This is a genomic window from Sinorhizobium sp. KGO-5, from assembly GCF_036245905.1.
In the GTDB taxonomy this organism is placed as follows: domain Bacteria; phylum Pseudomonadota; class Alphaproteobacteria; order Rhizobiales; family Rhizobiaceae; genus Sinorhizobium; species Sinorhizobium meliloti_A.
Genome location: NZ_BDIZ01000001.1, coordinates 14,634 through 29,165 on the forward strand (window position 1 = coordinate 14,634; position 14,532 = coordinate 29,165).

Here is a 14,532-nt window from a genome sequence, read left to right on the forward strand (position 1 = left end):
GACTGCTTAATTGAACTGGATCACAAACTACGTTCGGCCGAAGATCAACTCGATGCTCGGCCGCAGGGAAGTTCCGGAGAACCTCTGGATCAAGTGCCCTGAAACGGGCGAGATGGTGTTCCATCGCGATCTGGAAGAGAACAAATGGGTCATCCCGCAATCCGGCTTCCACATGAAGATGCCGGCGAAGGCCCGTTTGAAGGATCTCTTCGACGGCGGAATCTACGAGGCCTTCCCGCAGCCCAAGGTGGCGCAGGACCCGCTCAAGTTCCGCGACTCGAAGAAATACTCCGATCGCCTGCGCGACAGCCGCGCCAAGACCGAACTCGATGACACGATCGTTGCCGGCCTCGGCCAGGTCCAGGGCATCAAGCTCGTCGCCGTCGCGCATGAGTTCAACTTCATCGGCGGGTCGCTGGGCATTGCCGCGGGCGAAGCGATCGTGAAGGCCTTCGAGCGCGCGATAGCGGAGAAGTGCCCGCTGGTGATGTTCCCGGCCTCGGGCGGCGCTCGCATGCAGGAAGGCATCCTGTCGCTGATGCAGCTGCCGCGCACGACCGTAGCCCTGAACATGCTCAAGGAAGCGGGGCTTCCCTATATCGTCGTCCTGACGAACCCGACGACCGGCGGCGTCACCGCATCCTATGCGATGCTGGGCGATATCCACATGGCCGAGCCAGGCGCGGAAATCGGCTTTGCCGGCAAGCGGGTGATCGAGCAGACGCTGCGGGAAAAGCTTCCGGATGGCTTCCAGACTTCGGAATATCTGCTGGAGCATGGCATGGTCGACATGGTCGTCAAGCGCCACGACATCCCGGAGACGCTCGCGCGCGTTCTCAACATTCTGATGAAGAAGCCGGCCAAGGCGGTCAAGCGCGATACCGCGACGGAGTTGGCCCCGCTGCCGGTGGCTGCGAGCGCCTAGATTAGGGCTACCATAATGACGGCGACAGAGGTCAGCGAGGCGGCGCAGGAGATCGAGAAGCTTCTCGCCCTGCATCCCAAAGGGTTCGACCTTTCGCTCGACAGGATCACGCGGCTTCTTGCCGCCCTCGGCAATCCTCACGAGCGCCTGCCGCCGGTCATCCACGTGGCCGGCACCAACGGCAAGGGCTCGGTCACGGCCTTTTGCCGGGCGATCCTGGAGGCCGCGGGCCTCAGCGTCCATGTCCACACGTCGCCGCATCTGGTGAACTGGCACGAGCGCTATCGCCTGGGTGTAAAGGGCGGCAAGGGCGCCCTGGTCAGCGACCTCGTGCTTGCCGATGCCGTACGGCGCGTTGCCGAAGCGAATGGCGGTGAGAAGATCACCGTCTTCGAAATCCTGACCGCGGTCACTTTCCTGCTCTTTGCGGAGCATCCGGCCGATGTCGCGATCATAGAAGTCGGCCTCGGCGGACGGTATGACGCGACCAATGTCATTGCCCGGCCGGCCGTCTCCGTGATCATGCCGATCTCGCTCGATCATCAGGCCTATCTCGGCGACCGGGTCGAACTGATCGCCGCGGAGAAGGCGGGGATAATGAAGCGGGGCTGCCCGGTGGTGATCGGCCACCAGGAGGAAGAGGGCGCACGCAATGTGCTGATCGCGACCGCCGAACGTCTCGGCTGCCCCATATCCGTCTACGGACAGGATTTCATGGCGCATGAGGAGTTCGGCAGGCTGATCTTCCAGGATGAGAACGGCCTTGCGGATCTGCCGCTGCCGCGCCTGCCGGGCCGGCATCAATATGCCAATGCCGCGGCGGCGATCCGTGCCGTTCGGGCAGCCGGTTTCGATGTTCCCGAGGCGGCCATCGAGAAAGGGCTGGCCGGCGTCGAGTGGCCCGGGCGCCTGCAGCGCCTCCCCGGCGGCAGGCTCTCGCATTTCTGCCCGCCGGGCGCCGAGATATGGATCGACGGCGGACACAATCCGGGCGCCGGCCACGTCATTGCCGAGGCGATGGCCACCTTCGAGGAGCGCGACCCGCGACCGCTCTTCCTGATCATCGGCATGATCAATACCAAGGAACCGATCGGCTATTTCAAGGCTTTCCTCGATCTGACGGAACAGGTCTTCACCGTGCCGGTGCACGGGTCCGACGCGGGACTGGACCCGCTGGCGCTGGCCGCCGATGCGGCCGCAGCCGGGCTCGAGGCCAATGCAACCTCCTCGGTCGCCGAAGCGCTCGGGCAGATCGCGGAACTCACCGACGAGGACCCCGTGCCGCCGCGCGTGCTGATCGGCGGCTCCCTCTATCTGGTCGGCGACGTGCTCGCGGAAAACGGCACGCCGCCGCGCTAGATCACGACGATTTCAGGCGAAAAAAAGCCCGGCCAGGCCGGGCTTCGCATTGTCGGATTGAAGTCCTGGCGGATCAAGCCACCGCGTTCGAAATCCAGGAGCTGAGCGCCGTCTTCGGTGCGGCGCCGACCTTGATGTCGGCGACTTCGCCGCCCTTGAACATGGCGAGCGTGGGGATCGAACGGACGCCGTATTGCGCCGCGAGTTCGGGGTTTTCGTCGATGTTGAGCTTGACGACCTTGACCTTGCCGGCAAGCTCGGTTGCGATTTCTTCGAGGCTCGGCGCAATCATCTTGCACGGGCCGCACCATTCCGCCCAGAAGTCGACGACGACCGGTTCGGCCGAGTTCAGAACTTCTTTCTGAAAATTGGAAGTATCGACTTTCACAGTAGCCATCGGGTGCTCCTTCGGAATGGCAGTGTCCAGATGTTGTGTCTCATGTGAGGCATCGCCACCGGATTTTCAATATCGTGTATCTCACTTTGTCGCGAGCTCTTCAAGACTCCTGTCTAGCATCGGCTCGGGAAGCACCCGGATCGCCGGGCCTTCGGTGAAGATCAGCACGCATCGGAAACGCTTGCCGGGGTAAAGAGGTTTCAGGATTTCGCGATAGATCGCGAGCTGGTTTCTGTAGACCGGCGCGATCTCTTCGGGCGATTCCGGGATTTCGCGGTTGGTCTTGTAATCGGCGATCGTCACCATGTCGCCGGTGACGGCCAGACGGTCGATACGGCCCGATACGGCGAATTCGCGTGTCCCGAGCTTCAGCGTCCCCATGACGGAGACTTCCGCCCGGCTGTGCTCGCCGAAAAGCGGTTGCAGATCCGCATGGTCGAGCACGTCCATGACGTTCCCGGCAAGTGCGCGCCGTTCGGCTTCGGGCCAGCGCGGCACGGAACGGGCGAGATAGCGCTCCGCCGCGGCCAGGCGCTCGCGGCCGTCGACCGACGGAAGAACCTGCAGCAACCGGTGCAGGATCGCGCCGCGGAGCATCGAGAATTTCGGCGCGCTCTTCCCGGCGAAAAGGGCCGAGCCGACGATCGCTTCGCCGTCGGGGTCGTCGATTGCGATGGTCGTGCCGGACGGGGCAAGAGGCCGGGGCAGCCGCCGCGGCGCGGCCGGAGGCGTGAAAAGCGCCGTCGGCAAGCCGGCTGTCGGCCGTTGCGATTCTTCGGATCCGCCTTCGGACGTCGGGAGGTCGCGCGGCACATGCGCTTCGCGCCAGGCAATGCCCTGCCACTCCTCGCTTCCGGCGCGGAAAAGCCTCGGCGTTCCGCGGCCCTTCAGGTCCTGTGCCAGCGTTCCCTGCACCATCGAATGCCAGGTGTCGGTGTTCTGCCGCTGTCCGCGATAGCCGCAGACGATCAGGCGGTCGGCTGCGCGCGTCATGCCGACATAGAGGAGCCGGCGGTATTCCTCCTCGGCGAGCTTCTTCAGCCGCTCGTTGTCGGCGGCGATGAGCGAGTTCGGCGCAGAACCCGGCGCGCGCCAGACCGGGACCGTGAGCCCGGAATGATCGGCCTGCGTTTTCTCCACGAAGCGAAGGTCCGAGACCTGCTGGCGGACGAAGGCCTCGCCGCCGCCGTCGACCAGGAAGACGACCGGTGCCTCGAGGCCCTTGGCGGCATGTACGGTCATAACGCGAACCTCGTCGCGTTCCTTGTCCTGTTCGCGCTTGACCGTGGGCGCTTCGATCTCCAGCGTCGAGATGAAAGCCTGCAGGCCCGGCAGACCGCTCCTTTCATGATCGAGAGCGAAGGTGAGGAATTCGTCGAGAATATCGCTGACTTCGCTGCCGAGCCGCGCCAGGAAGGCACGCCGTCCGCCATCGGCGCCGAGGACGCGGGCATAGAAATCGTGCGGCAGCAGTTTCCGAGCCAGGCCGGCATAACGCGAAAGCGTGCGGACCGCTCCGTGATAACGGCTCGTCTCCTCCGCGCCCGCCTGCCGCAGCCGTCGCCAGAGGCTTTCGCCCTCGGTCCGCCGCGCGGCGAGTTCGAAGACATCCTCCTCGGCAAAATCGAGGAGCGGGCTCTTCAGCAGTGCCGCGAGCGACAGATCGTCCTCGGGCAGAAGCACGAACCGGCCGAGCGCGATCAGGTCCTGCACGGCGATATGGCTGGTCAGAACCAGTCGGTCCGCGCCGGCGACGGGGATATTGCCCCGCCGCTTGAGGGCGCGCGTCAGGGCATTGACGAAGGCGTCGCGTTTGCGCACCAGCACGATGACGTCGCCGGGCCGCATGGCTCGGCGCACGCCTTTTTCGATCACCGCCTCCTGGCCGATCCAATCCTCGAGGACCGCTGCAATGCGCCGGGCGAGGATGTTGACCGGCGCGCGCTCGGGCGTCGCGTCGAAAGGAGCGGTCCAATCCTCTTCCGAAGCCGCCGGCTCGGGCGCGATCACATCCCAGAGGTCGACGGCGCCCGGCTGGCCGATCCGATTCGACGCATGCACGATCGCCTCGCTCCGAGCGCTCAGACCTCTCGCATTCCCGGAATTTGCAAAGACCGTATCGACGGCGGAGAGCACGTCCACCGTCGAGCGGAAAGAAAGCTGCAGGCGGATGGGGCTGAAGTGTCTGTTGCCCGCGCGCACCCGCCGCTCCGTCAAGGTGCTTTCGCGCGAGAAGCGCTCCGGCCGGGCTCCCTGGAAGGAGTAGATCGACTGCTTCTCGTCGCCGACGGCGAAAATCGTTCGGTCATCCGCGCGCGCCGTTTCGCCGGCAAAGAAATCCGCCGCGAGCGACTGGATGATCGCCCATTGCGCAGGACTCGTATCCTGCGCCTCGTCGACGAGGATATGGTCGATCCCCTGATCCAGCTTGTAGTGCACCCAGGCGCCGACGTCGCTTCGGGCAAGCAGTGCCGCCGTGCGGTTGATGAGATCCTCGAAATCGAGCTGGCTGCGTGCCTTCTTGAGCGCCTCGTAGTCGCGGTTGAGCCTCTCGGCGAGAATGAGGGCGGCGCGGGTCGCCCCGTACATCTGGACGATGCTCAGGCGGTCCACGCAGGCGAGCATGTGGCTGCGCGCCTCTTCCACCCTGAGTTCGAGCTGCGGCGCTGCACGGCGCATGGCGGCGTTCAGAAAGGCCGATTCCGCCTTCGGCTTGCCGCCGCCGTTGAAGAAGAGTTCCACGAGTTTGGCATAGCGGGCGGTGGCATCCTCGATCGCGCGGACGGCCCGCAAGCCTTCTGCGATGGCAGAGGGCTTGGCGCCGCCGAGGCGCAATCCAAGGTCGATATAGTCATCGAGTGCCGGGCCATTGAGTCCCGCCAGCGGCCAGACCGCGGCCATGACCGTCTCGGCGGTCTCTTCGGGCTCGAGGCCGAGCGCCGTCCGCAGATGGGCGTCCATCCCGCCGCGTCCGGAGACGTGATCGAGAAAGGCCTGGATCGGCGCCCGGTTGGCGACGATCGCCGCAAGCAGCTTTTCAAGCCCGGTATCGTCGGCAAGATCGAGGACCGTGGCGAAGGCCTCCGCCAGTTCCCGGTCGGTTGCCGCTGCCGTGGCGGTCAAGAGAGCCCTGCGGGCGTCGGCGAGCAGCACCGCCGCTGCCCGGTCGTCGAGAACGGAGAAATGCCCTGCGACATTGGCCTCGAGCGGGAACTGGTGCAGAAGCGCCTCGCAGAAGGCATGAATCGTCTGGATTTTCAGTCCGCCCGGGGTTTCCAGGGCGCGCGCGAACAGCCGGCGGGCCTCCTGGATCTTGGCGGTTGGCGGCCGCTTGCCTTCGATCGCCTCTATGCGCTTTTCGAGGGTGCTATCGTCGAGCGTCGCCCATTCGGCGAGTTTCTCGAACACGCGGTTCGACATCTCGGAAGCGGCCGCCTTCGTGTAGGTCAGGCACAGGATGGCGGACGGCCGGCAGCCCGCAAGCAGAAGCCGGATGACGCGTTGCGTGAGCACATGCGTCTTGCCGGAGCCGGCATTGGCGGAAACCCAGGCGGAACGCGCGGGATCGGAGGCGAGCGCCTGCCGCTGCGTTGTCCAGTCGAGCCACCCCTCTGGGGTTCTCTCCTCCGGGCCTGTCGCATCACTCCTCATCGTCGTCCTCGCCATCCGCGGTCGCCCATTCGGCGACGCGCGCCAGATGATCGTATTCGCCGCCGTAGTCGCGCTGTTTCTGAACGATCAGGCGCGAGGCGAAGCCGAACCTGCCGCTCATAAGCGCGGAAAGCAGCTTCCGGAGCTCGACGAGCGACTCGTCCGCCAGTTGTTCGGTGGATTTCGTCTCCTTCGAACGGGCGCCCTCGTTATTGACCGTGTCGACGGCAAACCGACTGCCCGGCTTCAGCCGGACGTAGCGCAGCGAGTGCGGCCGAGCCGGCCCGATCATACGGAATGCCCCGGCCCTGAGCGCTGCCGCCTCGAGGGCCAGCTGCGGGTCGAGAAGTGCTCGTGCCTCTTTGGGCGAGGGGCTCGATCCGGTCTTGTAGTCGATGATGTCGATCGTTCCGTCCGCCAGGCGATCCAGCCGGTCGGCGATGCCGGTCAGCCGGATATCTCCGATGCCGAGATCCATCGCCGCCGGAACCTCGGTGAACGAGTTCACAATGCCGTGCCGGCGCTCCCGTTCCCACTCGAGGAACGCCCTTCCGACCGCCTGGAAGCGTGGCCGCCAGATGGTGTCGATATGCGCAGGCAGTTTCTCCTCGTCGAAAGCCTCGTCGGTGAGCCGGATCATCGCTTCCTCGCCCTCACGCGTCGCCGGGTCGAAGCCGCCCTTGACGAAGCGATCGACGATCCGGTGATAAAGCAGGCCGCGTTCCGCCGCACCCGGATCCCGGTTGAACGGTTGGATCGGTTCCAGCCGGAGAATGCGCCTCGCGTAGACGGCATAGGGATCGCGGCGCAGGCGCGTCACCTCGCTGAAGGAATATTTTCGCGGCTGCAGCTCCGCGGGAGGCTTCGGCTCCGGCCGGTCCGACAATGGCTGACGCTCGCCTTGGTCGAGAATGCGCATCCAGTGGAGATAGTCGGCGCCATTGGCCTTGAGCAGTTCCGTCAGCCTCTTGCCGCCGAGCGCCTGAAGGCGCTGCAGCCATCGGGAAGCCACTGTCGGCGCCGATCCCTGACGCATGGAGCGCGAAAGGATCAGCCGGCGGGTGCCGCAGGCCATCTGGAAATCATGCGCGAGCTGGCCGATTCGCCGCTCCGGCGGCTCCAGTCCGATACCCGCCTTCATCGTTCGCGAAAGGAACGGATCGTTCGACGTCTGCCCCGGCCAGGTGCCCTCGTTCATGCCGCCGAGAACCACCAGGTCCACGCTTTGCAGGCGCGATTCGAGCGCTCCGAAAATGAAGACGCGGGGATGGCGCATCGATCGGGGCTTGACGGCTTCGCTTGCGGCAAGCGCCTCGAGAATGTCGCACCATTGCGGTCCGTCGGCCTCCATCTGGCCATCGGTTTCGATGATGCCCCTGAGGAGCGTCGCCAATATTTCGCCGGCTTCCGCAGCCCAGAGCGCGCCAAGGTTGCCTTGCTCGTCGATGGCGGTCGCCTCCAGAGCGCGCCCTGTACGCTCCGCCCAATCCGAAAGGGGCAGCACGGCCGAGCGGTGACGGCCGGTTTGCGGATCGGCAGAGAGAGTGCTGGCCAGGGGGGCGACCGCCGAGGCTATCCGGCGTGCGAGTGCGCGCGCGATGGCGATGTCGTCGGGGCCGATACCCGCCCTCCAGGGCGGCGGGTGCCGGTCGGTCTTCTGCCTGTCGAGCGCCTTGTCGATGACCCCCTCCAAGGCCGATATGTCGGCCGCATCGGTGCCGCCGCGCAGGGCCGCGAGCTCCAGCACGTCCGCGGCTCGGCGCGCACCCTCTTCCGTCTGGCCGAAGCGCGCCAGCGGATGCTTGAGAAGTGCGACCAGGGCAACCGGATCGTCCGGCCTGAGCGTCGCTTCCAAGAGCAGCCGGGCAAGTGCACCCGCCGGCGTCGCCGAGAGCGGAATGCCTGCGGAATCGTCCGCCTCTATACCGAAGCGGGCAAGCTCGGTGCCGACGCGACGCGCAAGCCCTCGATCGGGGGTGATGAGCGCCGCCTGGCTCTCCTCGTCGGCTTCGAGCGCGAGCCGAAGCGCGATCGCGATGGCGGTTGCCTCTTCGCGTTCGTTTGCCGCTTCGATCAGCGCCACATCCGCAAAGGCGGACAGGAGTCTTTCCGCATCGAAGCTCTGGCGGGCCTCCATCCAGACATTTGTCGCGTCGGCGGGCAACAGCGCCCGCGACAGGACCGCGCTGCGATAATCGAGATCATCGGCAGCGCTCGCGAGGGCGGGCACGTCGTCGCGTTCGATGCCCATGCGCTTGAGCAGACGGTGAAATCCATATTGCGGGTGGGTGCGGCTTGCCGGGCTCCCTGAAGAAGCGCCGGCGGCGGGGGTCTCTCCGGCGATCAGCCGCCACTCCGCATCGCTCATCGATCCGTCTAGGCCCGGGAGCACGATCGTACCGTTCGGCAGCGCCTTGACCGCGGCGATCAGGGCGGCCGTCGCCGGGATCGAACCGGTCGAACCGGCGATGATGATCGGTCCGCTCACTTTTCCGGCGGCGATACGCTGGGTCTCGGCCTTCAGCACCGCATTGCGGTGGCGTGCGGGCGAGGAGTGCTTGAGTTCCGCCAGCCGCTCCGGCCAATAGGTGCGGGCGATCTTGAGGAAGGCGAGCGTCAGTTGCCACCAGAGCGCATGTTCGCCGCCGTCGAGCCCGTCGAGGGCCTCCCAGTCGAGTTCCTCGGTCTCGATCGCGTCGATGAGTTCGGCGAGGTTGCGCGCGAGCCAGATGGCGTCGGCAGGGCTTGCCGGCGCGATCAGCGGGCTTTCCGCGTGGATGTCGAGGACCACCTGGGGCAGGCGGTTTCGCCAGGCGAGAATGAGGCGGCCGAGTTCGATGAGCCTTGCCGTTCCGGAAAGCGGCGGCGCGAGGTCGAGGATCGCCGGCACCTCGGCGTCGAAGAAGCCGCTGTCGTCGTCGGTCTCGCCGAGCGCCCGGATCATCGGCAGGATGGCCGATCGGCCGCCGAGCAGATCGACGAACTCCGAGCGCAGCACGCGGGCGGAGCGCCGGGTCGGCACGAAGATCGTCACACCGGCCAGTGCCAGCGGCTGCGCCGGATCGTAGCGGAAGCCCGGGGTCAGCTCGCCACTGCAGAGCCTTTCCGCGACCGTCCTCAGAAAAGGCAGGCCGGCGGGAATCGTGAAGACGTTCGGATGTGCGGGCACCTCATCCCTCCGGCCGGAAGCGGCGGATCGCAGCCTCGGCCTCCGCTATGGCTTCCGGCGAGCCGACGGTAATCCAGTGCCCTTCGAGCATCAGACCGAAAAGGCGTCCCCTGGCGATCGCCCGGTCGAAATAGATGTTGAGGTTGAACGCCTCGTCCGGCGCGTCTGCAAGCAGCGCTGCGTCCATGGCGATCGCGCCGGCATAGACGACGGGATTCTCCATGCCTTCTTGATAGCGCGTGAGTCGGCCGTCTTCCGATAGCGAGAAATCGCGTTTGCCGTTGTGCCCGGTCGTGTTCTCGAGACGCACGCAGAGCAGCGCCATGTCCATGCGCTCCGGATCGAAGAACCCGGCAAGCTTTTTCAGGTTGCACGGTTGCCGCGGCTTCTCGCCGATCCAGAAAAGGTCGGCATTCATGACGAGCACCGGCCCGCCATCGAGCAGTTTCAGGCCCTTCGCCAGCCCGCCGCCGGAATTCATCAGCGCATCCCGCTCGTCGGAAATCAGGATATGCGGCGCCTCTCGCCGGCCGAGGTGCTCCTCCATCTGGCCGGCGAAATGATGGACGTTCACAACGGCCCTGGTCACGCCCGCGGCGGCGAGCAGATCCAGCACATAGTCGATCATCGGCTTGCCGGCTATCCTGACAAGCGGCTTCGGCAGCGTGTCGGTGACCGGCCGCAGGCGGGTGCCCAGTCCGGCCGCAAGCACCATGGCATTGGTGATGGGCATCGTGTCCTAACGGTTCGCTGATTCGGGAGCGAGGATTCCAGCCTTAATGCACCATTCGCGCAAGGGTGTCAGCACCTGATGGGAGAGCGCATGCTCGAGATAGGCGAAGGTGCGCGGCATGTGCTTCATGTAGCCGGGTTTGCCGTCGCGCTCCTTGAGCCGCACCCAAATTCCGGCGAGCTTGCAGTTGCGCTGAGCGGCCATCAGATGCCAGTCGCGCCGGAAGGCGGCCTCGTCGAAGGGACCCAGACCACGGCGCTCGGAGATGTAGGCAGTCATCATCCGCTGGGCGAGATCGGGTTCGATCGTCACTCGCGCATCCTGCACCAGCGAGGCCACGTCATAGGCCGTCGGCCCGATCATCGCGTCCTGGAAGTCGATGATGCCGATTCGGTCGAATCCGGTGCGGTCCTGACGCCAGAGAATGTTGGGCGAGTGGAAATCGCGCAGTAGAAGGTTCTTCTCCGCGGAATCGAGAACGCCGATCAGTCCGTCCCATACGGCGAAGTATTCCCGCCGCTCATCGTCCGAGGCAGGCCGCCCCCGTTTCCACGGGAGATACCAGTCGACGAGCAGACTGGTTTCGATCTTGATCGCCGTCCGGTCGAAAGCGGGGATGTGGTGAACGACCCCTTCAGCCACTGCGATGTCGCGCTCCGCGGGCTGAGCATGCAGCCGGGCCAGAAGGCGTGCGCCTTCGATGTAGCGCTCCGCCACGGGGCGGCCATCGGCGTCGAGTATGCCTTCGGATCCAAGGTTTTCGATGAGAAGCAGACCCTGGTCGAGGTCGCGCGCGTAAATCGCCGGTGCCGCGAAACCGCGTTTGCGGAGGAGTTGCGAGATCGCGACGAAGGGGACGACGTCCTCGGCGATATGGGCGAGCTGCTGGTAGTACTTGCCGTCCTGAAGGATAGGTCCCGGCTTGTGTCGCGGCGCATCCATCAGGATCTTCGCCGGCGCACCATCCCCGGTGTCGATGCGTTCATAGGCCCGGATCGAAGCGTCGCCGCTCAGGTGGCGCCGACGGGCGCCAGGATAGGCTGCATCGAGCAGGAACTTGCGAATGGCAAGCGAGCGGTTGATCCGTTCGAAGGCCGCGTCCGGTGCGGTCAGGTGAATGCGCCGGCCCTCGTCTTCATGCGAGAAGGTCAGGGTGATTCGGCCGGCCGGAAGCGCCTCCTCGGCCTTCTCCGGCCATTCCACGAGACAGATGCCGTGGGCGAGCGCCTCGTCGAAACCGAGCTCGTCAAGCTCGGATGCGTCCGCGAGCCGGTAGAGATCGAAATGAGCGACCGGGATCCTGAGGTCGTAGCTTTGAACCAGGGTGAAGGTGGGACTGGGCACCTCGAGCGTCTCGTCGTCGGCTATCGCCCGGATGAAGGCCCTTGCCAGGGTCGATTTTCCCGCGCCGAGGTCGCCCGAGAGAGCGACGCATTCGCCGCCCTTCAGCGCCAATGCGAGATCTTCGCCGAATTCGATGGTGGCGGCCTCGTCCTTCAGCAGACGTTCGAGAGATTTCATTTAGTTCATCTATTCCGCCGCGATGACCTTCGGCGCTTCGGCGGAGGGAATGCGGCAAGTTACTGCGGTGCCTTCGCCCTCCTTGCTGCGGATCGAAACATTGCCGTGGTGAAGACTGACGAAGCTCTCCACGATGGACAGGCCCAGGCCCGCGCCGCCGCGCTGGCCATAGCTTTCGAAGCGGTTGAACACGGTGTTGAGAACGTCCTGCGGGATCCCTGGCCCCGTGTCGGTGACTGAGAAGGCAAAGTCGCTCCCCTCGCGCCAGCATTTGAGCTCGATCGTACTTCCGTCCGGGGCGAAATTCGCCGCATTGGTGAGAAGCTTTATGAAGATCTGCTTCAGCCGTTGCTGGTCCGCGGTAATGCGGCCGAGATTGTCGGGCGCTTCGGTTCGAAGCGACACGCCGCTCTCGATCAGCCGGTCGCCCATCTGCTGCGTCACGTCGTCGATCAGATCGATGAGATTCACTTCCGCGAGTTCGAGCTCGACGATGCCGGCATCGACGGTCGCAAGATCGAGGATGTCGTTGACGATCGTCAGAAGCAGCGACGAGGAGGTGGCAATGTGGTCGACATATTCGGCCTGGCGATCGTTGAGCTCGCCGAACACCGGCGTTTTGAGAAGGTCGGCAAAACCGATGATGTTCGTCAGCGGCGAGCGCAGCTCGTAGGAGACGTGGTGCACGAAATCGTTCTTCAGCGCATCCGCCTTGCGCAGCGCTTCGTTCTTTTCGGTGAGCGCGCGCTCGACGCGGACGCTGTCGGTGATGTTGACGAAGGTCAGCATCGTCTGGGCGTTGGGCAGCGGAATGACCGCGTAGTCGAGGATGAGGCCGGTGCGCAGCTCCAGAATGCCGCGGCTCGACGGCCGCTCGTCGTCGAAGCTTGTGATGATATGGGCGAAGCGCTTCCAGCCGTCCGGCTGGTCGTAGGAGGCGAGACAGGCCTGCTCGATCGCGCGGATATGGGTGCCCGGTTGCGCCTCGGTCTCATTGATGCCCCAGATCGCCCGGAAGGCCGGGTTCGAGAGCCGGATGCGGCCGTCGGGCCCGAAAACGGCCACGCCCTCGGCGAGATGGTCGATCGTTTCGCCCTGGACCTGGACCAGCGTGTTGTAGCGCGTTTCCAGATCGACCCTTTCGGTCAGGTTTTCGAACACCCAGGTGGCGCCGCCCTGCGGCCGCGCGGTGGCGAAAACGCGGAGCGTCTGGCCGTTCGGCAGGTGCCAGAGATCGGACTGCGTATCGATCGCCTGATAGACGGAGAGCGCACTCGTCTTCCATTGCTTCCAGTTGAGCTGCTCCGGCAGCTTGCCGCCGGCACGCAGCCGATCGAGCACCTCGCCGTTGTCGGGCTTGCGCTCGAGGAACCCCATGTCGAGATCCCAAAGCCGCTGGAAAGCCTGATTGTAGAACTGCAGCCGCTGATTGCCGTCGAAGATCGCCACCGGCGTCGCCAGGTGTTCGAGCGTCTCGGCATGGCTCTTGAGCGTCCGCGCCAGCTCCTCGCGCACCGCCTCAATGCCGGAAACGTCGATCGCGATTCCGGCAGAGCCGGCGGGCGTGCGGGCGTCCACGACGTCGAAAAACGTCCGGTTGCCCCTGACCACCGTCGAAACCTTGTCGCGGAACGGCGTCTGGAGCGTCGAGACCGCCCGGATCCGCTCGCGGGCCGTGGTCGCAAGCAGCTCGCGCTCTTCGGCGACGGCCGTGCTCGCGCTCTGGGTTTCGACCGCATTGGCATAGGCCGCATTGACCCATTCGAGCCTGCCGTCTCCTGCGCGCTGCCACGCGGGAAGATCGACCGCGTCGAGTAGCGTCCGCAACGTCGAAAGCGAAGCATGCAGCTGGTCGCGTTCGAGCTTCAACTCGGCGAGTTCGGCCCTGAGATTGTTGAGCGCGATGAAGCGCACGAAGGCCCGCCCGCCGGATACGCGGCCCTGGGCCTCGAGGACCTCGTTACGCTGGGTTTCGAGCACGAGATCGAAGCTCTGCGCCTGGGCACGCAAGGATTCGATCGCCTTTTCGAGCAGACCTGCCGATTGCGGCTTGATCCAGCGGCCGAAGGCGAGAAAGTCCCGGTCGTCCTGCGGCGCGCCGGTTTCGACCGGAAGCTGACCGAGGAATTCCGGGCGCTCCGCGAGCCCGTCCCAGATCACGATGCGCCTGTTCTTGTCCGCAATGAGAGCCTGGAAGCGGGAAATGCGCTGGTTCGCGTCGGATAGATTGGAACGAAGCTCGCGGTTCTCGGCCTCAATATTGCCGCGCTGGCGGATGAGCCAGATCGCCGAAATCATGGCGGCGGAAATGACGCCGATCAAAACGGAGAAGGTCACCACCTCCGTCGTGCCGAATATGCTTCTGCCGGGATCGGTGGCCTGAGCTGCGGCATCGCTTGCCGCAAGCAATACCGTTCCCGCAAGGAGCCGCTTGAGCAGTCTCGGCGCCCCCTGCCGTCCTGCAGAAGACATGGATTCATGTGTTTTCACGGCGCCGTCCCCGTTCGTCCGGAAAGTGCCGGCGACCTTGCGCCCCCGCGCGCCGGAGCCCGTTCAAAGGCTCCTGTCAGTTCCGATTGCATCTCCGGTCTGTCTCCGTCTGTTTGCCGCCTGTCCGACAAGACATCCCATTTCGACCGCGCCGCCGGCCCGAAAAATCCAGACCGGCATAACGAATCGATAAGCTAAACATACTTCTTTGACGATTCGGCTGAAAGTGCGAGCCCCAAAAAAGCGGCCGCGATCTCTTGTCAAGATCGCGGCCACAAGATGTTGTG

8 protein-coding genes are annotated in these 14,532 nt (G+C 65.1%); 2 read left to right on the top strand and 6 right to left on the bottom strand.

Annotated features, from left to right (window positions below; all coding sequences use genetic code 11):
- The first annotated feature begins 10 nt into the window (after positions 1 to 10).
- Both accD and BHD07_RS00075 read left to right on the top strand, forming a co-directional pair.
- On the top strand, positions 11 to 925 hold the full coding sequence (accD, locus tag BHD07_RS00070; RefSeq protein ID WP_018098667.1) for an acetyl-CoA carboxylase, carboxyltransferase subunit beta: 915 nt from the start codon (positions 11 to 13) through the stop codon (positions 923 to 925).
- Between the two features lie 15 nt (positions 926 to 940).
- Positions 941 to 2,284 carry a bifunctional folylpolyglutamate synthase/dihydrofolate synthase gene (locus BHD07_RS00075; protein ID WP_338276882.1) on the top strand — a complete coding sequence of 448 codons (1,344 nt, stop codon included), beginning with the start codon at positions 941 to 943 and terminating at the stop codon, positions 2,282 to 2,284.
- 73 nt (positions 2,285 to 2,357) lie between these two features.
- Here BHD07_RS00075 and trxA read toward each other — a convergent pair whose 3' ends face one another.
- The 6 genes from trxA to BHD07_RS00105 form a co-directional block, all read right to left on the bottom strand.
- Positions 2,358 to 2,681, bottom strand: a complete 324-nt coding sequence (gene trxA / locus BHD07_RS00080) for a thioredoxin (protein ID WP_018098665.1) — start codon at positions 2,679 to 2,681, stop codon at positions 2,358 to 2,360.
- A gap of 81 nt (positions 2,682 to 2,762) precedes the next feature.
- A complete protein-coding gene (gene addA, locus BHD07_RS00085; protein ID WP_338279267.1) occupies positions 2,763 to 6,332 on the bottom strand; it encodes a double-strand break repair helicase AddA in 3,570 nt (1,189 codons plus the stop codon).
- Complete coding sequence (gene addB, locus BHD07_RS00090; RefSeq protein ID WP_100672605.1) at positions 6,322 to 9,501, bottom strand: double-strand break repair protein AddB; 3,180 nt, start codon at positions 9,499 to 9,501, stop codon at positions 6,322 to 6,324. The genes addA and addB overlap by 11 nt, the downstream gene beginning before the upstream one ends.
- A 1-nt stretch (position 9,502) precedes the next feature.
- Complete coding sequence (locus BHD07_RS00095) at positions 9,503 to 10,234, bottom strand: nucleotidyltransferase family protein (protein ID WP_100672604.1); 732 nt, start codon at positions 10,232 to 10,234, stop codon at positions 9,503 to 9,505.
- Between the two features lie 6 nt (positions 10,235 to 10,240).
- Positions 10,241 to 11,755, bottom strand: coding sequence for a tRNA (adenosine(37)-N6)-threonylcarbamoyltransferase complex ATPase subunit type 1 TsaE (gene tsaE, locus BHD07_RS00100; protein ID WP_100672603.1), 1,515 nt, complete (start codon positions 11,753 to 11,755; stop codon positions 10,241 to 10,243).
- Between the two features lie 9 nt (positions 11,756 to 11,764).
- Positions 11,765 to 14,245 carry a sensor histidine kinase gene (locus BHD07_RS00105; RefSeq protein ID WP_100672602.1) on the bottom strand — a complete coding sequence of 827 codons (2,481 nt, stop codon included), beginning with the start codon at positions 14,243 to 14,245 and terminating at the stop codon, positions 11,765 to 11,767.
- Between the last annotated feature and the right edge of the window lie 287 nt (positions 14,246 to 14,532).